General features: G+C 44.8%; 13 protein-coding genes and 1 pseudogene. 6 read left to right on the forward strand and 8 right to left on the reverse strand.

All coding sequences use genetic code 11. From position 1 onward, the window contains the following. Nucleotides 1-124: 124 nt before the first annotated feature. A complete protein-coding gene (locus tag ACFQ0N_RS29640; protein ID WP_379333279.1) occupies nt 125-2,734 on the forward strand; it encodes a DUF4838 domain-containing protein in 2,610 nt (869 codons plus the stop codon). A 103-nt stretch (nt 2,735-2,837) separates the two neighbouring features. After that, nucleotides 2,838-3,545 carry a hypothetical protein gene (locus tag ACFQ0N_RS29645; RefSeq protein WP_379333281.1) on the forward strand — a complete coding sequence of 236 codons (708 nt, stop codon included), beginning with the start codon at nt 2,838-2,840 and terminating at the stop codon, nt 3,543-3,545. A gap of 386 nt (nt 3,546-3,931) precedes the next feature. Here ACFQ0N_RS29645 and ACFQ0N_RS29650 read toward each other — a convergent pair whose 3' ends face one another. The 3 genes from ACFQ0N_RS29650 to ACFQ0N_RS29660 all read right to left on the reverse strand — a co-directional run bounded on the left by ACFQ0N_RS29650 (nt 3,932) and on the right by ACFQ0N_RS29660 (nt 10,657). After that, the gene (locus tag ACFQ0N_RS29650) at nt 3,932-4,405 is read right to left on the reverse strand and encodes an NUDIX domain-containing protein (protein WP_379333283.1); all 474 of its coding nucleotides are present in this window, start codon (nt 4,403-4,405) and stop codon (nt 3,932-3,934) included. A 266-nt stretch (nt 4,406-4,671) separates the two neighbouring features. Then, nucleotides 4,672-5,625, reverse strand: a complete 954-nt coding sequence (locus tag ACFQ0N_RS29655) for a P1 family peptidase (RefSeq protein WP_379333285.1) — start codon at nt 5,623-5,625, stop codon at nt 4,672-4,674. A 571-nt stretch (nt 5,626-6,196) separates the two neighbouring features. Next, nucleotides 6,197-10,657, reverse strand: coding sequence for an OmpL47-type beta-barrel domain-containing protein (locus ACFQ0N_RS29660; protein ID WP_379333287.1), 4,461 nt, complete (start codon nt 10,655-10,657; stop codon nt 6,197-6,199). Nucleotides 10,658-11,192: 535 nt separating this feature from the next. Here ACFQ0N_RS29660 and ACFQ0N_RS29665 point away from each other — a divergent pair. Next, a pseudogene (locus ACFQ0N_RS29665) lies at nt 11,193-11,456 on the forward strand (helix-turn-helix domain-containing protein); the annotation flags it as partial. A gap of 99 nt (nt 11,457-11,555) precedes the next feature. On the opposite strand, the gene ACFQ0N_RS29670 reads toward ACFQ0N_RS29665, so the two are convergent. The 5 genes from ACFQ0N_RS29670 to ACFQ0N_RS29690 all read right to left on the reverse strand — a co-directional run bounded on the left by ACFQ0N_RS29670 (nt 11,556) and on the right by ACFQ0N_RS29690 (nt 15,549). Next, nucleotides 11,556-12,110, reverse strand: coding sequence for a redoxin domain-containing protein (locus ACFQ0N_RS29670; RefSeq protein WP_379333289.1), 555 nt, complete (start codon nt 12,108-12,110; stop codon nt 11,556-11,558). A 76-nt stretch (nt 12,111-12,186) separates the two neighbouring features. After that, complete coding sequence (locus ACFQ0N_RS29675; RefSeq protein WP_379333291.1) at nt 12,187-12,858, reverse strand: Crp/Fnr family transcriptional regulator; 672 nt, start codon at nt 12,856-12,858, stop codon at nt 12,187-12,189. A gap of 404 nt (nt 12,859-13,262) precedes the next feature. Next, entirely contained in the window at nt 13,263-14,798 is a 1,536-nt protein-coding gene (locus ACFQ0N_RS29680) for an RNA-directed DNA polymerase (protein WP_379333293.1), read from the reverse strand. A gap of 150 nt (nt 14,799-14,948) precedes the next feature. Next, the gene (locus ACFQ0N_RS29685; protein WP_379333295.1) at nt 14,949-15,086 is read right to left on the reverse strand and encodes a hypothetical protein; all 138 of its coding nucleotides are present in this window, start codon (nt 15,084-15,086) and stop codon (nt 14,949-14,951) included. 19 nt (nt 15,087-15,105) lie between these two features. Further along, nucleotides 15,106-15,549: a DUF3888 domain-containing protein gene (locus ACFQ0N_RS29690; RefSeq protein WP_379333297.1), complete on the reverse strand. Its 444-nt coding sequence runs from the start codon at nt 15,547-15,549 to the stop codon at nt 15,106-15,108. A gap of 1,744 nt (nt 15,550-17,293) precedes the next feature. On the opposite strand from ACFQ0N_RS29690, the gene ACFQ0N_RS29695 reads away from it, so the two are divergent. The 3 genes from ACFQ0N_RS29695 (at nt 17,294) to ACFQ0N_RS29705 (ending at nt 21,217) form a co-directional block, all read left to right on the forward strand. Further along, nucleotides 17,294-17,869 carry a dihydrofolate reductase family protein gene (locus ACFQ0N_RS29695; RefSeq protein WP_379333299.1) on the forward strand — a complete coding sequence of 192 codons (576 nt, stop codon included), beginning with the start codon at nt 17,294-17,296 and terminating at the stop codon, nt 17,867-17,869. 375 nt (nt 17,870-18,244) lie between these two features. Next, nucleotides 18,245-18,799, forward strand: a complete 555-nt coding sequence (locus ACFQ0N_RS29700; protein WP_379333301.1) for a dihydrofolate reductase family protein — start codon at nt 18,245-18,247, stop codon at nt 18,797-18,799. Nucleotides 18,800-18,940: 141 nt separating this feature from the next. Beyond that, on the forward strand, nt 18,941-21,217 hold the full coding sequence (locus ACFQ0N_RS29705) for an ATP-binding cassette domain-containing protein (RefSeq protein WP_379333303.1): 2,277 nt from the start codon (nt 18,941-18,943) through the stop codon (nt 21,215-21,217). Nucleotides 21,218-21,337: the final 120 nt, after the last annotated feature.

The following is a 21,337-nucleotide window of genomic DNA, read 5'->3' on the forward strand; positions in this document are numbered from 1 at the left end:
TCCAAATAATACATATTTGAAAGGAGCAGATCAGGATAAAGCTAGTTTGAATTAAAAGGAAATGCTACTGACACCAAGATGGAATTTGTAATTGGCCTGAAGAAAAGTTACGAGGAGGAACTAGATGAAACCCATATCGAAATTCAAACAGTCATTACTTATTTTATTGATGTTAAGTATTGCTTTCTCATTTCATGCTGCTGCTGCTGGCGAGACGCTCCCGCTAAATGGAAAGGCTCAGCCAAGCTCACCCGAGACACAAAGCGGCCCCTACCTGCTCCTTGACAACCAAACCACGATTGTGATTAGCGCCTCCGCTACGAATTTGGAGAAACAAGCGGCTGAGGAGTTACAGACTTATATTTTGAAGATGTCGGGGTTAGAGCTTAGCGTTACTGACGAAGTATATGGAGTAGATGGCAAGAAGCTGTTCATAGGATCGGCAGCTCCCAATCCCGAGCTTGATCGGATCAGCGCAGGCGGAGAGCAGCCGGAGTCGTTCCGTCTGCATGTCACGGAAGAATCCGCCCAATTCGTCGGATTGACGGATCAAGGAACGCTTTACGCCGTCTACGAGCTGCTTGAACAACTTGGCGTGAGATGGTTCATGCCCGGAGAGCTCGGTACGGTCGTACCGGCGTTAAATAGCGTAAAGCTCCGGCTTCAAGACACTATCCAACATCCCGGTTATGTAACACGTATTCTCGCCGTTACGGACAACTATCCGCGTCATGCCACAATTCCGTTAGTCTATAATCCGACGGAAGGCGCAGATTGGTATCGGTATACGCGGCAAGGGGGAGATAACTTCGGTAAGCATGGATTACCATGCACATACAAAAATACGGATAGACCGGATTTGTACATGAAAGAAAAAGGAGTCACTACCATTCAATTCGATGTAACCAATCCCGAGGTTCTGGCTTGCGTGGTGGAAGGTTCACTGAAGCAGCTAAGAGAAAATCCGACGTTGAAATATATTAGTATGGGGCCTAATGACGGTCACGGATTCGGAGAAACCGAGTGGGATGCAGACGATTTTGACCCGATGAACGGGAAAATATCGGTTACTGACCGTTATGTCAAGTTTTATAATATGGTGCTTGCCGAGGTGAATAAGGAATTTCCGGATGTAGGCATCGCGTTCTATGCTTACAGCTTGGATTATCGGCCGCCGGTACGAGAGATACCTGATCCTAAGCTCATGCCTATTCTTGCCCCGATCGCATTTGATCGCATTCATAGTATCGATAATCCGCTGACTTGGGAAAGACAGTACTTAAAAGATATTATCGAAGGCTGGGAAGCATTAGGCGTAAATGAAATCATGTATCGGGGATATTTGTATAATCTGGCCGAGCCTGGTCTCCCCTTCTCCATTACATCCCAGATTAAATCGGAATTTGCCTACTTCAAACAAAAAGGCATCGAGCGGATTCGGGTTGAAACCGCGCCTGCCTGGGGTTACCACGGACCTGGGTTATATCTGGCCGCAAAAATGATGTGGGATCCGACGCTCGACGCCGAAGCGGTTCTGGCTGATTATTTTGAGAAGTTTTACGGCCCTGCGGCCGAGGATATGCGCAAGCATTTTACCTTGTTGGAGAAAGCTTATGATGAAGCCGACTATTTTGCAGGCAGCGCAATAGACACTCCGCATATATTAACCGATAAGGTTATGCGCGAACTGGAGAAATCCCTAAAGAAAGCGGAGACTCGTACAAAAGGACCCCTAGTGGATTCCGTATATTCGCAGCGAGTAGCTATGATCAGAACAGCTTTCGATTTTGGCGATCATTTCCTTAATATGCTCGAGGCGAACAACAAACACGACTTCGTCAAAGCGAAGGAGCATTTGGACCGGGTCAATGAATTGTCATTAGAAGCGATCTCCCATTCTCCGGTAATCTTAAACCCTTTTGCTCAATACTACATCAAACGTTTCTGGGGCACTAGAATCGTGGAAGGATATAACCGTGTAACGGATGGCAACCAAATTGTCGCCAAAATGCCTGACGAATGGAGCGTCATGCTCTTTCCCAACTCGTCGGGAGCCGAAATGGGACTTTGGAAGCCGGAGCTTGGAACCGAATCTTGGATGAAGCTGAAAACTTATTCCGAATCGTGGTCTGATCAGGGGTTGCGTTATTACATGGGCCATGCATGGTATCGAACGACAGTCGATGTCAGCAAGAAATTTAACAGAGGGAACCCGATTCGGCTTTGGTTCAGCAGTATTGACGAGTCGGCCAGAGTTTGGATGAACGGCACAGAGCTTCCATTATTAAAGAAGGGTTCATTTGCTATCCCTTGGGAATTTGACGCTACCCAAGCGGTTAAATTTGACCAGCCTAATGTGATCGTTGTCGATGTAGGCAATAAGGTTCTTGATGAACTGGGCTCAGGCGGTATCGTTGGTCCTGTCATGCTTTGGGAAGTTATCACAGAGCCGGATACAGTTGCACCGACAGTTCCATTGAATTTGAGCGGTGTTGCCGTTTCGGGCAGCGAAATTAGTTTGAGCTGGTCTGCGTCGACAGATAATGTGGGTGTTGCTGGATACGAGATATATCGCAACTCCATTCTGATCGGAAGGGTTGACACAAACTCATTCACGGATATCAATCTGAACATGGGAACAACTTACAAGTATACAGTAAGAGCGTTTGACAAAAATATGAATTTATCGGCAAATAGCGGTACGGTAAGTGTCCTGACAAAGATTGAAAACTGAAACGATTTGACGGAAATTGTCGGCGAGTAAGGAAGTACAAGGCGGGGAGACCATAATCGGCTCTCCGCTTTGTTAAAATTGAATAGGGAAGGATGATTAGTGGATGGCAACGATCAATGCCGCGAATGTAGCCGGCCTTCGCCCGTTAACCGGACTGTCAGAGTATCGAGCAAGGAAACGGTTTGCCATGGCTGTTTCTTATTTGGTTAATTCGGTCAAAAGAGCAGATTCTTATTACTGGGAAATAGTTCCCAAAGAAGTTGAAACTACTCCAAGAGCACCTTGGTGGAATTATAAAGCATCTCGTCCATTTACGGGTAACCCTAATGCGGAGATTTTGGGATACCTCCATGAATATAAGAGACTTGTGTCGCCGGACTTGTTAGATGCACTCACACAGTACATATTGAATTATATAGATACACTTCAAGAGCCAGAATTTCATGAGTTGCTGTGTTTCTTGAGGATGTCGGAACGGTTGCCATCAAGCTTGACGGAACATCTGTCTGAAAAATTAGCCATGATGGTTGAAAAATGTGTCACTGTTCAATCGGAGTCGTGGCAAAAGTATTGCCTACAACCAATACAAGTTGTTCAATCTCCTAATTCTCCGTATTACAAGATGTTTGAAAAAGTCTTACCTGCAAATCTTGTCTACCTTATTGCAAAACAAACAGAAGAAGGCTGCTGGAATCCTACTTGGGCATGGGGGCAATTTGAAGATACATGGCAAATTGCTAAAGTGGATTGGCAAGGTTGGTTGACCCTCGATTACCTTAGAATATTACGTCTGCATGATTATATTGAATAGACCCGAGTAAAGGGAGGAACTGCCTATGTTCCGACCTGAACGAGCGGTGCACCAACCGAAGGGCGGTAGCTGTTTTAGCCCTAAAGAATAGTGGATTGGGCATGCAAAAGACCGGAAGAAAGCATTCAGCTTTAGTCCGGTCTTTACTTCTTTTCATCTACTCGAAATACAGTCTTTCAAATCAACCGCAACTTCAACCCTTCGCTTTACCACTATTTGTGATACGGTTCAGCTTAACGGGTCTATCGGCGAAAAATCCGCCGCGGCGTATAGTTGCCAATCTTTTATACCCTTTCCAAGGCTATGACTAAGCTTTCATACCATGCACAGAAGGCCGTCGAAATACTCGGCGGCCTGGATATAGGTGATTTAAGTATTGTGTTCCGTTAGCTTAAAGCGTTAGCTAACCGGAATACTTCATAATTGCTCCACTGATTATTGGTCTGAATCGACTTCTCCAATAAAAATAAACCTGCTCGGTTTGAACCTGTTCTAAATAAACGCAACATTTCTTTGGTTAATCCAATAACCTTAGTATCGAGCAACGCTTTATCAATAGGTATAAATTGAACATCTGAGACTTCTGATCCGTCAGCATCAAGCTCACCTGAAGTTATATCCATTTCAAATACAAAATAAATCCCGTGTTCTACTCCATCCTGATGATGTCTTATTCCATCGCGAACTCCTATCAGCCTTTTTGGCTTTGTTGTTAATCCGGTTTCTTCCTTTACTTCTCTTACAGCTGCTTCCTGAAAGGTTTCCCCCTCTTCAACTAGACCGCCTGGCAACATCCAATGGTCTTTATTTGCCCCATATGTAATTTTCACTAGGAGTACACTGTCATCTTTAACAACCAACCCTCCAGCGGAACACGAAGACCTCATAACATCAACCCTTCGAGTGTTTTTGTAGGAATCGTATCATCATTGGATTAATAATGGAAATATTTATGTCCTATCCACGCTATATTCCTCAACTATAAGATTAAGAAGTCTAAATTAATCTGCCCCGATAGCCCCGTCAGCTTAATAATACGAACAGGAGCCGCGGCGCTTAACAGCCAATCTTTTAACCCGTCCAAGGGCTAAGGTATATGCTATTCTAAATCTTTAATGATTCACGACTAACCTTCAAAACTACGTAATACTGCATCCCAAGCCAGTTCTGATGCTAATAGACCGATATGACCAGCATTAAGTTCGGGATTATCAACTTCATTAGTTGAAGCCATAAATAAGACATCACCATCATCTATAGTGTGAAATGGATATATAGCCCTTGCCATCGATGTATGTATTTGTTTAGACAACTGACGCAGGGCAGCGGCAGGCAGCTTCTGATTAGTTACAACTACAGTCAAAGTTGTATTTCCAAGATTCTTAACCGAATCGTCCATAAGATGTTCTAGGTTCATATAGCGTGTATGGGTTTGATTATCATAATACCCTCTAACAATTGAACCGTCTCTACCTACGATTGCCCCCATCGGATTGACGACTGTAAATACGATAATTTTTGTGGGTCCAACTTGTCGATAAGCAGCGCCTTGCCCTCCTGTCTCCCAATGATTATATCCTTTTCCAACTTTAGCAGAACGTCCTGCACCAACTGCCCCTAAAGGAAATTGATTTATTTGTGCGCTCAGAAAGGCAGCTCTACCGAGTCGTTTATCGGGGTAGATGGCATTATCTCTACCAACAAAGTCATAGATAGTAGCTGCAGCCACTCTCGGCATTGAATGTGTTGAGTAGCCACTTAATGCAAGCAGCTCTGAAGTTACTCCCGTCACTGCTTCTAAACCATGAACTGAACCACCAGTTAAGCAGATTGCGTCAAGAATTCTTTCCCCAGATGAAAAATTATGATTGTCGGTGGTGAATGTTGAAGGAGAACCTCCTCTTACATCAACTGCCGCTCTAACTGTTTTAGGAAAGTAAAGTACCGTACAACCAGTTGGACCCTCGTTGTATTCAGCGACACCCACTTTTATTGAAGGAAACTCGTACTCATATATTACCTTACTACTGTTAATCTCTGGTTTTAGATATAGACCGTCAATCGATTTACCTTCATACATCGCGAGATCACCTTCCATTTTTCGAGTAATGTTATCTCTAAAGTAGAGAATATGCGTTCCCATGTCAATCTTTTGATCACGTTATACTGTCCTTAGGCTTAATAAAACGAACAAGCGCCGCGGCACGTAACAGCCACATTATACCTTTTCACGAAATACGACTTATCTCTTAAGCGTAAACAAAATACTGTATAAACCCCGGAAATATCCTGCAAATCGTCCGATACCTTGGCCTAATTCCACCAACTCTTCAACGCGATATTCATCGGACTTTTTCTCCAAAGTGAAAAAAAGCTTTTCATTCTTTTGGGAGCACAACCGATTCCTTCAAGTAAAGAATGACTTTCTTTACCTCGCCTTCTCGAGGGCTATGATCAAGCCTCCATAACATGCACAGAAGGCCGTCGAAGTAATCGACGGCCTGATTGTATATCATACAATTATCGTTCCGTTCGTTCAAAGGCTGCAGCAGCGCTTTAAAGAGGTTACGCAGCGAAGACAAGGTATTCTCATCAATAGCTCTTCCATCTGGCCCTAGCTTCTTATTGATAAACGGCTTAATTTACAGTTTCTACATATTATGAGGAGCCTTTACTTGAACACTTGCATTCGTCTGATTGCCCGCTTTATCCATTGCGGTATACGTAATCGTATATATGCGTTCTTCTCCTTTGGATTTTGTAGCCCGCAGCTTGAAGTTGTAATCTGGAGTGCCCAACTCCATGCCTTCGATATCTTCCGCATCGCCTCCATTATTACTTGTAATGGATGTAAGGGTGATGGATTCGATGCCGGATTGCAGATCGTCGCTGGTTACAATAGCTTGAATAGGGATCATTTTGTTATTGGGCGGCCATAATTGTGTTTTATCCAATGTGACGTTAAGGGAAGGAGCTGTCTTGTCTATCTTTACGATTACCGTATGGGGAGTCTCGGCATTCCCGGCTCTATCAACACTCCAGTAAGATATCGTATGCGTTCCCTCCGAAGTAATGGTGACGGCGGAACCTTGCCGCATCGCGCCATTATCTACCGTATAGTAGGTTGCGAAGACACCTGAGCTGTTGTCACTTGCACTCAGCGTAACCGTAACGTCTTTGTTTACCCAATCTGCAGGAGCGTCATCTGTTGTAACAGGTGCAGAACGATCGTTGTCTACAAGTATGGCAGAGAGGTATGTGGATGCGTTCTCGATCGTGTTCTTTCGTTTACCAAAGTTTGTTAAAATCCCTCTTAATTGGCCATTTTCTTTAAAATCGACAATCATAAGTCCAAGCCCCATTACACTGCCATTGTCTGGTTGAAACGACTCGCCATTCTTCCTCAGTACGCTCCATGGAATGAATGCTTCCAATGTATAGCCTTCACTTGTAAGCGCTCCTGCCACATTCACACCTGCGAGGGGATCCGCATTATTCCATTGCCAGTGCTCAAACCAGGCGGCTGGACCTGTATGATCGCTTCCCGTTGTGGGAACCAAATCTATAATATAGGCATCTTCGATACCTGCTGATCTCTCGTTCATCGGATCGAATAAAAGCTGGATGACATCATTGTTATGGAGCGGATCGCCAATATGATAAGGATTATAATAGTCATCATCCTTGACGGTGCCTGCCACGTATAGACCGTTCGTATCCCACAATAACTGCAGCTTCCCGTTCAAATCGGTGCTTGTGCCCCCGATAAAGGTTCCGACACCATTGGTTACTTGCTTGTCATAATTCATTTCAATCACGTCGGCTGTATTCCACTCGTTATCGTGGATAACACCGTCAATCGTTGGCTCTGTATAGGTCCTATTCACAGTGATCATACTCGACGCCCTGTCAAGTCCGAAGAAAATACCGCTGCTGACTGCGCGTTCACCTGCTGTAGCGGCAATTCTCACTTTTACATGTCCTGCAGCCTCGAATACATAATACTTCCCGCCTCCGAAATCGGATATTTCTTTCGTATCGGTCAGAAGGTTCCCGGCCTCGTCCTCTACCCATATATTCTGCTTTAATCCGTCATGGTTCCAATCCACCATATAGATCGCAATTGGATGAAGGAAGGAATCAGTGAAATCGAGATCATAAGTCAAAATGTTTCCCGCATTTGCGTATACTTCAGCAGCTGTGCGTTTAACACCCAATGCTTGAACAAGCGCCCGCGGGTCGGTTGATTCGGCTTGCCAGACAGTACGCCCCGTCAACCCGCTTAGAGAGAGATTCACATAAGGGGGAAGCTCAATTGCATCGTTCGTTTGTACACCGGATCCACTGTCAAAAGTCCATCCATATGTCATCGGACCATGGGTTACAGAAGTCGTATCTGGCATTTCGAAACTGGTATTTTCCAGCATCTCTCCGTTCGAAATAATTCTGACAGCATCTACAAAGGCTGTGTTATCTTCGTGAGTTGTTCCCACAAACTTGATTGTATGGGTACCTGCCGCCGCTGTAAAACTGTTTGTTGTAAAAGCAGTGAAATTTCCGGATGTTGGCGTAAAGGAGCCAATTTTGGTTGTATCATAGTACACATCAAATGACTGAGTACCTCCATATGTTGTCCGTTTGGCCGCATAGAAACTAACCGAATAACTTCCGTCAGGCAAAAACAAGGATTGGCTGATGGAGCTACTTGATTGAATGAATGCAGTTTGGTTACCCTCTGGCGCTTTTGCTGCTCCGTAATCACTGCCGTTGGTTTGTATTCCGCTTCCAACTTCAAAGATCCATCCATTTGTCATTGGACCAGTAGTAAAGTTAGCCGTGATTGGTGTTTCAAAACCACCGTTTGGTATCTCTTGGGAAACTTTTATGTCATCAATGAAGACTGTGTCATCTCCGGTTGTTCCAACAAACTTGATCGTATGGGTACCTGCTGTCGCCGTAAAGTTGCTTGTTGTAAAGGAAGTGAAGTCACTGGAGGTTGACGTAAAACTACCAATCAGGGTTGTATCATAATATACGGCGAGGGACTGATTACCCCCAAGGTTCCGCTTGGCTGCCTGGAAGCTGACTGTGTAATTTCCGGCTGATAATAATAATGACTGCTGGATCGAACCACCGGCTTGAATGAACGCGGTTTGATCGCCTTTCGGCGCTTTTGCGGCACCGAAGCCATTCCCAACCTCCAATTGATACCCGTCTCTTCCGAATTGATTGATCCAATTACCGGAAACATTGTTATCCAGTGAATTAAAGGCAGCGGCAGAATTCGTATAGGCAACTGTTGGAACCCAACTCGTCAAGTCAGACTCATTATTACCGTCTCCTCTGCTAGACACTTCGAAACGAATCACATCACCTGCGGTTACTAATATACCATCCAAGACTTGTTCCACACCATACCGGTCATTGTAGTCAATCGTTTGATCGCCGTTCGAAGGCCAAATTTGTGTTCCGTTCTTGGTGATCCGGGCCGTAACGCCATCGCCACCCTCAAGATCACTTTTCAATACCTGTCCGCGAATACGAACGATTCCAGATTTCGGCGCCGTCCATGCACGAGCCACTTTACACTCGGCACAATTGGCGGGATATTGCTCAAAGATGGAGATCCGCGGTATATTGACGCTGGCGGAAGGCTGCCAAGCGCGGGATGCAGAGTCGTAATAAGCTAAATTGGACCATGACGTGCCATCATAGGATTGATATGACCAGCTATCTTGTCCCTGGATGTCGCTGAATTGGCTAGCCGCGTGGTAGATGTCAGCAGCTAAAGGAACATTGCGGTTGTTGATCAGGGAAAAACCGCTGAAATCGGCCCCGTCCTCGTGCAAGAACGGTCGGGATTCGCTGTATATATTATCACGAATGATTCCATTTGGCGGTATAGGGTCTGAGTTTCCGGCACGGCGTATAGACCCGTAACCATTATCCACAAATACATTTCCCACCACTTCGTGGTTATTGCTGTAATCACCCCATATGGATAAAAAAGACAGTCCATTTCCTGCATTGCCGCCAAAATAATTGTTGCGGAAACTAACCTCATTCTCCTTGTACTCAAAATCAACCCCTACCATATCATAGGAGCCTGTGTTGGGCGTATTGGTTATTATATTATTGACGAAAACCGAGTTCTGCATGGACATTAAGATGATCGCTGCAGTTCCGCTATAGGAATAACAAGAACCCTCGTTATCAAAGATGGAATTCATGACTATACCGCTGTTAACATTATTGAAGCGCATGCCTTCGTCACAACCGTTAGCGCTATTGTTATCGTCATGAAGGTAAGCGTGATTAATGATCACGTCTTGAAGAATGTTGGCTGAAGCGGTAGCTCCTCCGGATAATGTGACACCCCATTGCCCGCCATTATCGAAATCCAAAGAGATACTGTTCAGATTGTGGGTGCCTTCAATATTGTCCAATCTTAAGGTTCTCAATACATATTGGCTGGGAGAAGTTAAAGTGACAGTTCCGGTAATCTGTATGCCACCGGAGTTCCAGATACGATCCGCCGGACCACTGGGGCCCGAGTCATACATCCCGCCATGGCTGCTCTGGTGAATTCCAGTGATATCATGCACGAAGATATTGTTGAAGTACAAGCCATTATGCCCAATCGTTGTATAATAGACATAAATCCCGGATCCGGCGTGGCTGATCTCCAGATCTTGAATGAGCCAATAGGAGGGGTTCGTGAGCTTGATGACCCGATCGGATTCGACTCCATTCCGCTTAACGATCGGGCGGTTGCCGATGCCATAAGCTCCAAGCTCGATCAAATTCGTCGATGTCCCTTCACCGGTGATTGTCATTTGCTGGTTCCAGGTTGCTCCCCGCGCCAGTAAAATTTTATCTCCCGGCCCGAAGGCCCCATGGTTGTTTACTGGAATAAAATCACACCAAGGTTCTGTGGTGGAGGTTCCTGCTCCAGCGTTATTACAATTTGAATCTGGTAAATTGTTTACGTAATACGTCGTATTTGCAGCGAATGTGGTAGATGATATGAACAATAAACATACACCAAACCCGATGAATAAACCAATTACGGCGATCCATGCCCTTTTCCGAATAATTGTTCTATTTGTCATATAGATTCTCCTTTTTCATTTTTACTTGTCTATAGCACGCTTATTATGAAACCGATTTCATTTTCATGTAAATGACCTCCTATTCAGACAGATCCAATTATTTAGTCCCCGAATCTTTGTTTCCTTTAATTTGGGTTAGCAAAAAAAGGTGGCCCTTTAGCTCGTTATGCTTTTATCTTAGCAAAAAAGAAATTGACACACTATCACGATTCGGTCACATTATTGTTAATTATGGCTAATATTCTTTGGAGGAGAATGAAGATCGGGAACAGCGGATCAGCGACCGAAGAGTGCTAAATCTGATTCAGCAGTGGCTAAAAGCGGGGTTCGTGAAAGATGATAAGTTTTACGAAACAAACCTGGGAAACCCGCAGCCGGATGAGTCCTCCGCGCTCGCGTCTAGGACTCCGTTGACAGCGTAAGGACTATGGAAGGAGACCCACCTAATGACCGCTTACTTTTCAGCTCTTACAAATGTCCATTTTCTGCTGCCAGTTGAAATCGGACAAGTTGACGACCATGCCTCTCGTATACTCTCCTAAGGCTGTTAGGGATTACACTGAAAAAATATGTGCGAGAATACCGAATGAACAAAGCCACCAAACTGTTAAGAAATTGCTACACCTTACAGGAAATTGCCGAACAGATCGACTATGACAGTGTGCTCACCTTCTCCAAAGCCTTCAAGAAATCCCGCGGCCTCTCACCAAGTGCCTATTTAGCCTCTATCCAAGCGAATCGTTTGGTCGAGATCCTGTACCATAAGGAGCTAGAGAGTTCCGTTCGAAGCTCCTCCTAAATAGCAAAAATTTCTCCCTATTTGTGATACGGTTCTCCGCACTGTTTGTAATGGCAAGATTTAAAGCCATCCTTGTTGGGATGGCCTGGCCTTTTTCATTTATTGACCCACTGCAAAACGGTTGATCATTGTGAGCTCCAGATGGTCTGTGAGAAGTTGACTGTAATGAACTACCTGCAAGATTCCATTCTCGTCGATTAAAAATTCAGCCGGGATTCGATGGAAATTTGAGTCTTTCTCGGGGGTAAGCTTGAAACCAGCGGCGGCAGCCTCAATGATAAACTCTTTTGTGCGGGCGTCTGCCAACGTTGCCTGCACTTTCTCTTCGGAGGTCTCGATACCGTACAAATCATATAGGGCAGCCATTGGATCGGCAACCAGTGGGAATGGAGCGTCTTGTGCGCCTACATAGATCTTCATGTTGGCTATTGGTGATTCAAACACCGCGATAATGTCCATCCCTTCACGCTTCCACTGCGCGTATCGGCCAATAAACTGGTGCACTCGTAAATTGCACACAGCACAGGCAGAGAAACGGAAAAAGGAGAGCAATACTTTACGACCTCGATAACCCTCCAACGTTACGGGGGTGTCATGAATGTCAGAGGCAGTGAACGTCGGGGCTATCATGCCCGGTTGAAGTAGGTGGACCATAAAAAAATACCTCCTAAACATCAAGTAGATGAGTTATAACTCAATCTTACCATGAGGTATTCAGTGCTTCCGTGACCTAGTCACCTAATAGCGATTCCAATTCCTCTAGGCGGATAATGCGAATCCAACCCCGTCCTGTCTCGATCCATCCCTGTTGTCGATAGCGCCGCAACGCGCGGCTTACGACTTCACGGGAGGACCCGATCTCTACAGCCAACTCATGATGTGTCATGTTCAGCAGCGGCTTTTGTTCCGAAGATGTTCGCAGCAGAGCTTTTGCCAGCCGTGCATCCAACGATTCCGACCGACGCCTATCCGACTGCTCGCTTATACGAAGCAAGCCATCCAGCAAACCTCCGAACACGGCACCTCGAATTCTTGTATGCGTCTGCAGCCAGCCAAGGAAACTCTCTTTCGCAACAAACAGTGCCTCTACTTCCGACTCAGCCATTATGGTCCCTGGGTAATCTCGGCCGCTGAGACCGCTAAGTACGAGAAGGGCACATACCTCGCCTTCCGTAAGCGTGCTTATGACGGATTCACCGCCATCCTCTGCGATGCGGCTGATCCGAGCGGTGCCGCTTAACAGAAACATGCCGTAGGAACCTGCCTCCTCCCGCTGAAAAATGCATGATTTTGCAGGGAACTTCCGGACTGTCGGCTGTGCTTCGGCCCATTCCTCAGGAGTAACCACACTTAAACAAGGAAAAGCTTCCAATACCCGCGGATTCAGAGATTTCGTTATCATGTAGAATTGTTTCACACTCCCTTGACCTAAAAATTTCGCCGTCACTTATGATAAGGTTCAGCTTAACGGGTCTATCGGCGAAAAATGCTAAAGGAGCTGCCGCGGCAGGCTTCCTTGGGTTTAAGAAACATTGTTACACGATAACGTACTTATCTGTCCCGGCAACTGATCGTTTAATTAAAATCCAACTATTATACAAAAGTCACTGTAAAAGAACTTGGTAACAGGTTACGATCACCATCTTCATACTTGCCGGAAGGGTCTTGGATAACAATAACACTGCGAATAGTAACCTCTTCCACATTTATTATCCTGTATAAATAGTACTGAGGAGCTGTCACTGCGCGGCAGGCTTCCAAAATCGCCATTACATATTAACTTTGTGTCTCAAATTCAACCTTGATTTATACACTCTTCGACCACTTTGAAAGCACTACATCAAAAGGCCTTTGTAGCGCTAATCTATTTAAAAAGAACTTCTTTTCATCACTAGGAAGCCCTGAAGCCCCATATACAAAAGCCATTTTCTGCCAAGGATCCATAACTTGATAATTCTCCTTTTGTTCACGTAACCAGTCAAAAGCAGCATTTTGATGTGCTGCTAATAAAATCTCTCTTCGGACAAAGGGTTCACTTCCTGAGTACATATTTACTAACACCGAAAAGTGATTGATAAATTTATTTCTCGTGAACAGGCTTAATAATGACAGTCTGAAAAATTCATTATTTATTACATCTTCGGTATCTATTAGCTCTAATAATCTGTTTCCGATATACTTCCAACGGTCTTCGTCAATCGACTGTACGGAGGCGAGATACATGCAAATATTTGCAAAACATGGACTTAACTTTGACATTTCCTTAAGCGAAACTTCTATTGCACCTGGATGACCTATCTGGGCTAATCTTCTATAAAACCATCTAAGCCGAATATAGTCTATCTCATCTTGATCTATGTACTCATAAATAATTTTACTTATTATTTCTTCTGTTATAGATCCCCAATCACTTTCTGTAATTTCACTATAAGTTACAGTCCGATATGGATCACCACCAGAATATTTTTTAATTAACTTCAGAATCTTGTCCTCTTCATTGTTAATTGGTCTATCTTCGATCATCTTATTACAAAGAACCCTAAAATTATCTGCACTAATTATTTTTGTTTTGTGTCGTTGTAACATAAGCCTCTGCTGTTTATCTAAGATTGTCGCCATTTTTGCTAGAGCATTTCTAGCAGACTGTTCTGAATTACAAAATACTAATATATCATCAGCATACCTGAGAAAATAAAGTCCTTGTGTACTAATACTATTGTCAATAGGAATCATTGCTGCTTCCACTAACAAGTGAATAGGATGTGGACCAACAGGCACACCTCTTGAGACATTTGCTGTTGTAGATTCTAATAAGTTGATAATCCATTTTGTTACTTGATTCGGAAAACCAGAAGCTATCAATTGATTCTCGACGATATGATGGTAAATTTGATTATAAAAGTCTGCTATATCGCAATATAATACACATTGATAATCATGGCTTTTTTTCCAAGCTTTTGTCCAAAATTCATTCCATGAATTCTGCGTTGAGTACAACCCGTTATTTATATCAGGAGAAAACCTGTAACTATATACAACGTCATTATTTAGTCTTCTTTCCTCTATACCCTTCCCGTATTGATAAATAATCGAAGTAAGTATAATACTATCCTGTGGGTCTAATTGTGTAGCTTGCCGATAAGAAATCTCATCTTTGGGGACTATAAATCTTCTACAGGCTCCCGGTGGAAATTGCGATAAATCTTTACCCTCGATAAGTCCTACAAACTCTTCGATTCGACTTGATATTGCATTAATTTCAGGGGTTTTAGGAAACAAATCTCCGTCAGAGTGTTTATGAACAAAATCCACTGCCCATCTAATGGCATCCCCGTTTAACATTACATAACCTCCGATTAACACCATGATTTAGCGTTCACAACTTACTACTTATCAAGTACATGACTATTTTGTTATTATATCATACCCACATGGTATATATTGGGTTTACTCTATCTCCTCAACCTAACGGATTATCGCCGGAAAATGTGCCTAATCCGGCCGATTTTCCCCTTCAATGGGAGCGGCCACCGCCTTGGATTTCGCCGCATTTTGTTCGGCTGCGGTTGCAAGCGGCGGTGCGGCGAATGCGCCCATGGCCATTAACAGAAGCAGTGCCTTGATTTGCATGAACTATCCCCCTTAAAGTTTACTTGCGTAAAATATCCTGCCAATGCGGCGGCAGTTCAAAGTCTTGAAGATGGCGAAATTCTTTCAGTTCCCCCTTCGGTCCCGCAGAAATTTGAAACGTGATTCGGTCCTTGCCGATGGCAATATGCGGTCCCACAACAGGTATAACCTCGACTGTAATCGAGAAGATAAACCCCCGAAATCCATTCACTCTTTCAATTTGTACGATGCTGCTTTGATACGGATATACGAGCGGCGTTTCCTTGAGAACATGTTGGTAATAATTCTGGACTGCATCGTGTATTGCTGGACCTAAAAATAACATCAGCATGTCCTGAAGCTGAAGTTCTCTAGAGTCTTGATTCTGTCGAGTGGTCTGCGGCGCTCCGTCGGCAAATGTGCTCAAGGGACAGGTGACGAATACTACCAGTGACATGAGTACCATCATAATGTGTTGGCGCACGGTTCTTCCCCATTTCCGCCTAATTGTTTGGATTATCTTTTCCTAAATGAGGAAGAATCATTAAACCATGCTGCCTTCATTTGTCGTATATTGGGGTCACCTCACGAAACGGAAAAAATCGTACGCTAAGCAATTCATTACATGAAAAAACCGGACTCTTTACTCTACAAAGGAATCCGGTTTTCGAAATCGGGTAGCGAGAGCTCGTTGAACTATCGTGTCCCGTTAGCGTAAAGTGCTATAAATTTTACAAGCGAATATCAGTTCGATCTCTTTAATCAATTCCGAAAATACATCAATACCCTCGATTTCAATATATAGATTGGCTCTGATATGTATAGGTGGGAAGAATTTGACGCTTACGTTGTTAAAGTCACTTCACTTTTATTGTAAAGGTTTATGGTGGATGGGGGTATTTTATAAGCTGTGATCGCGCTTATGAAAACGGTGACGCGGGAGTATTACGAATCCATCGGCTTGGGTGAAGCCTATGCGCAGCAAGTAGCAAGAGAGGCAATGGAAGAACATGCATGACGAAAAGGAGAGCGCCGTGTTGGACGTTCCCCTTTGGTTTGGCTTGGTGGAACGTGTGGGGCTGTGTTGGTTCAGATGGATCTTGTTAACAATTTTTAATGATGGCAAACCGGGGGGCAGGTCGATCCGTCTGTCTTACCATAACAACTTACTAGCTACAACATCCTTTTCTTCTTCCACCAACAAGACTAGATTTTTCAGTGATAGTGCAAGTTCTCTATGATTATTTTCAGAGCTATAAGTTAATAATTTTAGACACATATTCTCCTCGACTGTCGTCCTAAAATCATCATTCATACCTTCACAGCATGTTACGAAGAAATGGGGCCTGCATCCTGGATGAGTAAATGTATATTCTTCGAGAATGAGCCTTATATCAGGTCATAGGGAATGATCGTATCTTGTTTAAGAAATCGTAAGCTGCGCCTATTAGTTCTTTCCCTTTTTGGACTGTGACAGGACAGATGCAGCTAAGGACTTAGTGGTATCACTGTACTTAGGGCTTTGCAGTACCTTAGAGGCAAGACTAGACATCTTGTCACCTGATACTTTGTTTTGACCTTTGGTTGCCATGAGTTAATCACCTCATTTCGAATTGGACATCATTTCTAAATTCATAATAGATCAATATATTGTGCTTGTCAAGATTATGTTCGCATTTGTTCGCCACTATATGTTGATTTAACTAAACAATTAATAAGAGGGGATAATCCCGACTTACGATCATTGAATATTCAAGTGTGAGTGAGCCATGACCTCGACTTACGCTTATTGGTGTATCAAAACTTAGGAAACACTCCTTGACTCCCCTACCAACTTAGAGTAGGACACCACATGTCCAGTCTTCGATATGATGAGTCTGTTAGACCACTTTTGCATCAATAAATCTTATTATCAATCAATACAACCCTCAAACAACAGGGCGAATGTATGGCAAACTAAACTTTTCGCCGTCACTTATGGTAAGGTTCAGCTTAACGGGTCTATCGGCGAAAAATGAAATTGGCGCATCACATTGGATCGGTTGAGCGCATCGCTGGGCACTAAACTAACGGGAGACGTTACTTGAATTTAGCAGCCTGCCGGCGGGATCCGGCAGGCTGTTCAGCTAACTGGCAGTTTTATTTAGCAATTCATAAGAAACGCCCCAAAGCTTTACATGGTAGCATATAGTCAATACATTACATCATATGGACAAAGGAGAACTTAAATGAGAAAGCTTGTTTTATTTTTGCATGCATCGCTTGACGGTTTTGTAGAAGGATCTAATGGCGCAATGGACATCGGCTGGGTTTCATACGATGATGATTTAGCGAAACACGCGGCGCAAATTTTGAGTACGGTCGACACCGTTCTTTGGGGTAGGGGCACTTATCAAATGATGTTCAGCTATTGGCCCACGGTGCCGTCGGCCCCCTCAAGTTCGCAGCATGAACTGGAGCATGCCGCGTGGATTGAGCAAACATCCAAAATCGTTTTTTCCAAGACGCTTGATACAGTGGAATGGAACAATTCCAGACTGGTGAAGGAGAATGTCAAGGAAGAAATCCTGAACTTGAAGGAGCAGCCAGGAAAGGATATTGTCATCCTCGGTAGTCCCAGGTTCGCGCACCACGTGATGGGTCTTGATCTAATCGATGAGTACAAAATCACAGTTTCTCCTGTCCTGATCGGCAGCGGGCTGCCGTTGTTTCCAGGACTTCAAGAGAAGACCAATCTTAAACTTATCGAAAATAAAACTTTCGATTCCGGAGCCATCGGTCTCTATTACCAGACGGTTAGATGATCTTGCCTCGTAAAGTAGTTTACATTACCCGATCAGTCAACGGGGCCGAAACTAATGAGAGATGACAGCTCAACAGATACCGATAAGCTTCGGTTCACTTATGAGGATATTAATTATACTACTTTGGCTCTATGTACCGAAACCTCATTACCTTAGTTAGTAGCACTTGCTCAATATACTTATTACACAATAACAGCAATCGCCGTCTCCAATATCTCATTAGAGCGGCGATTGCTTTTTCTTTCAGTGGACTTGATTTCATAGTCCTACGTCTTATTCATTTTCCGCGTTTATTTGAGGCAGTATTAATATGACAATAGGCGACATATTTGAAGTCTATAATGGGTGGTAGATCAACGAAAGGAGTAACCAATTATGAAACGAAAAATAATTTTAGATTTAGCTGTTACTTTAGATGGGTTTATTGAAGGAAAACAGGGTGAAGTTGATTGGTGCATTATGGACTCTGAGATGGGGTTTAATCATTTTTTAAATCAAATTGATACCATTTTGTATGGAAGAAAAAGCTATGATTTATGGGGACAATTTACTCCGGAACTTGAACATGCGGATTCTGAAAGAGAATTTTGGGAATTGGTTCATAGTAAAGAGAAATATGTGTTTTCCAGAACGCAAAAGGGGACGGATAATAAAGCAATATTCATAAATGATAGTATTCTTGAAAAAGTAAATGAATTAAAGAATAAGCCTGGTAAAGACATCTGGCTATATGGCGGAGCAAGTCTTATTACAACTTTTATCCATTTAGGACTTGTTGATGAATTTAGATTGTCTGTTCATCCTGTTGTTTTGGGAGAAGGAAAACCGCTGTTTGTGGATATAAAACAAAGATTGAATTTAAAAATCGTTAGTACAAGAACGTTCTCCTCAGGTGTGGTACAACTCATTTATCATTTAGATGGGAACTAATCATTTTGCAAACTCCTATGATAGAATCGTTAGTTTCGGACGAACAGTGGCGGCAAGTCTAAGACTTTTTTTCCGGTCTTCGATCGCCGCTTTTTCATTAAACCGAAATCTTAGAAAATAGAACTCCGAGGTGGAGAGGCTATGAAAGTCAATGATATCGTAATTGAAGGAGCACGCGAGAATAACCTTAAAAACGTGAATGTCCGCATCCCGAAGCATAAAATCACGGTCTTCACCGGCGTCTCGGGCTCGGGCAAATCTTCCCTGGTCTTTGACACCATCAGCGCCGAAGCTCAGCGTCAGCTTAACGAGACGTTTTCCGCATTCATCCGCAATCGGCTGCCCCGGTTTAGTCAGCCGGATGCCGATCGCATCGAGAACTTGTCTACGGCGGTTGTGATCGATCAGAAAAAGCTCGGCGGCAACTCCCGTTCGACTGTCGGCACGATCACGGATATTTATGCGATGCTCCGGTTGCTCTTCTCCAGAATCGGTAAACCTTTTGCCGGCAATTCGCATGTTTTCTCGTTTAACGACCCGGCCGGCATGTGCCCGGAATGCTCCGGAGTCGGACAAGTGGTGCAGTTCGATGTGGGTAAGCTGCTTGACAGGTCCAAGTCGCTGAATGAAGGCGCAATCCTGTTTTCCGTTTTTAAGGTGGGAAGCTGGTACTTGAATACGTATACCTATTCCGGCTTGTTCGACAACGACAAGCGACTCGCCGATTATACGCCGGCAGAATGGGATACCCTTCTCCACGGCAAAGAAAACAAGATCGTCTACCGAACCAAAGGCGGCGATATCGAATCGGATTATGAAGGTCTGCTGCCCAAACTCACCCGCCTATATTTGAAGAGGGACAGCAGCGAGATGTCAGATGCCAAACGCGAAACCCTTAACCGCTTTCTAACCTATAGCGAGTGTGACCTTTGTGGGGGAAGCCGGCTTAATCAAGCGGCCTTGGGCTGCCGGATTAACGGATACAATATCGCCCAATGCGCGGCGATGGAGATTGGCGAGCTAATCCATATGATTGAAGCCATTCGGGATCCCGTTGCCGGCCCGATGATTGACGGGATTCTGACCCGGCTGAACCATCTGGTCTCCATCGGTCTGGAGTATTTGAGTCTGGACCGGCAGACTGCAACCTTGTCGGGCGGAGAGTCGCAGCGCATCAAGATGGTCCGTCATCTGAGCAGCAGTCTTTCCGACATGATCTACATTTTCGACGAACCGAGCGTCGGACTGCATCCGCGGGATGTCCATCGTCTGAACGGCATGCTGGGCCAGCTCCGGGACAAAGGGAATACTGTCCTCGTCGTCGAACACGACCGCGAAGTCATGGAGATCGCCGATTACATCATCGATGTCGGACCTCATGCGGGATCCAGGGGCGGAGAAATCGTCTACGAAGGCGACTTTGCGGGCTTGCTGCGCGCGGATACCTTGACAGGACGATACTTGAAGCAAAGTCTGCCCTTGAAAACTTCATCTAGGGCGCCCAAGGGTTGGATGACCGTCGCCGGCGCCAGCCTGCACAATCTGAAGGATGTGACAGTCGATATCCCCGTCGGAGTGCTGACCGTGGTAACGGGGGTAGCCGGCTCAGGCAAAAGTACGTTGATTAACGGAGCATTCCTGCCGTCGCATCCGGAAGCAATTGTCATCGACCAGTCGGCTGTGGGCACATCCATCCGCTCCAATCCGGCCACATATACGGGGATGATGGACGAGATCCGGCGGTTGTTCGCAACCGCCAACAAGGTGAGCCCATCGTTGTTCAGCTTCAATTCCAAAGGAGCCTGTTCCAACTGTCAGGGTCTCGGGATGATCTACACGGATTTGGCCTTTCTCGAGCCAATAAGGACGACTTGTGAAATTTGCGCGGGCAGGCGGTTCAGCGATGAAGTGTTAGAGTATAGGCTGAACGGAAAATCCATCAGCGACGTCCTTGCCATGACGGTACGGGAAGCTTCAGAGTTCTTCAGCGGGAAGGAGCTGCTCCGTCAATTGCAGACGCTGGAGGATGTGGGACTCGGATACTTGACGCTGGGCCAGCCTCTGAGCACCTTGTCGGGCGGAGAATGCCAACGCATTAAATTGGCCGGGGAGCTACACAAGGAAGGCAGTCTCTATGTCATGGACGAGCCGACAACAGGACTGCATATGTCCGATATCTCTCGTCTGATGGACATTATGAACCGCTTGGTCGACGGGGGCAACACGGTGGCGGTCATTGAACACAACCTGGATGTGATCAAGAGCGCGGACTGGATCATTGACATGGGTCCCGAGGGCGGCCATCGGGGTGGTCGAATTGTATTCGAAGGCACCCCTGTCCAACTCGCCGCTGCCGAGCATTCGATAACAGGGGTGTATTTACGCAAGGCAGAAATCGGCCGAGGAGCATCTTTCTGACGGGGTGCGTTGTAACGGACCCAATCGAGCATGAACAGGTTTCCAATGTTCAATGTTCGTCTCTTGACTTAAATCAATGCAAGCAATCACGCTGTTGGCATTTATGCGGTGCAACTTGCC

This window comes from Paenibacillus sp. GCM10027626 (assembly GCF_042676285.1).
Taxonomy (GTDB): Bacteria; Bacillota; Bacilli; order Paenibacillales; family Paenibacillaceae; genus Paenibacillus_Z.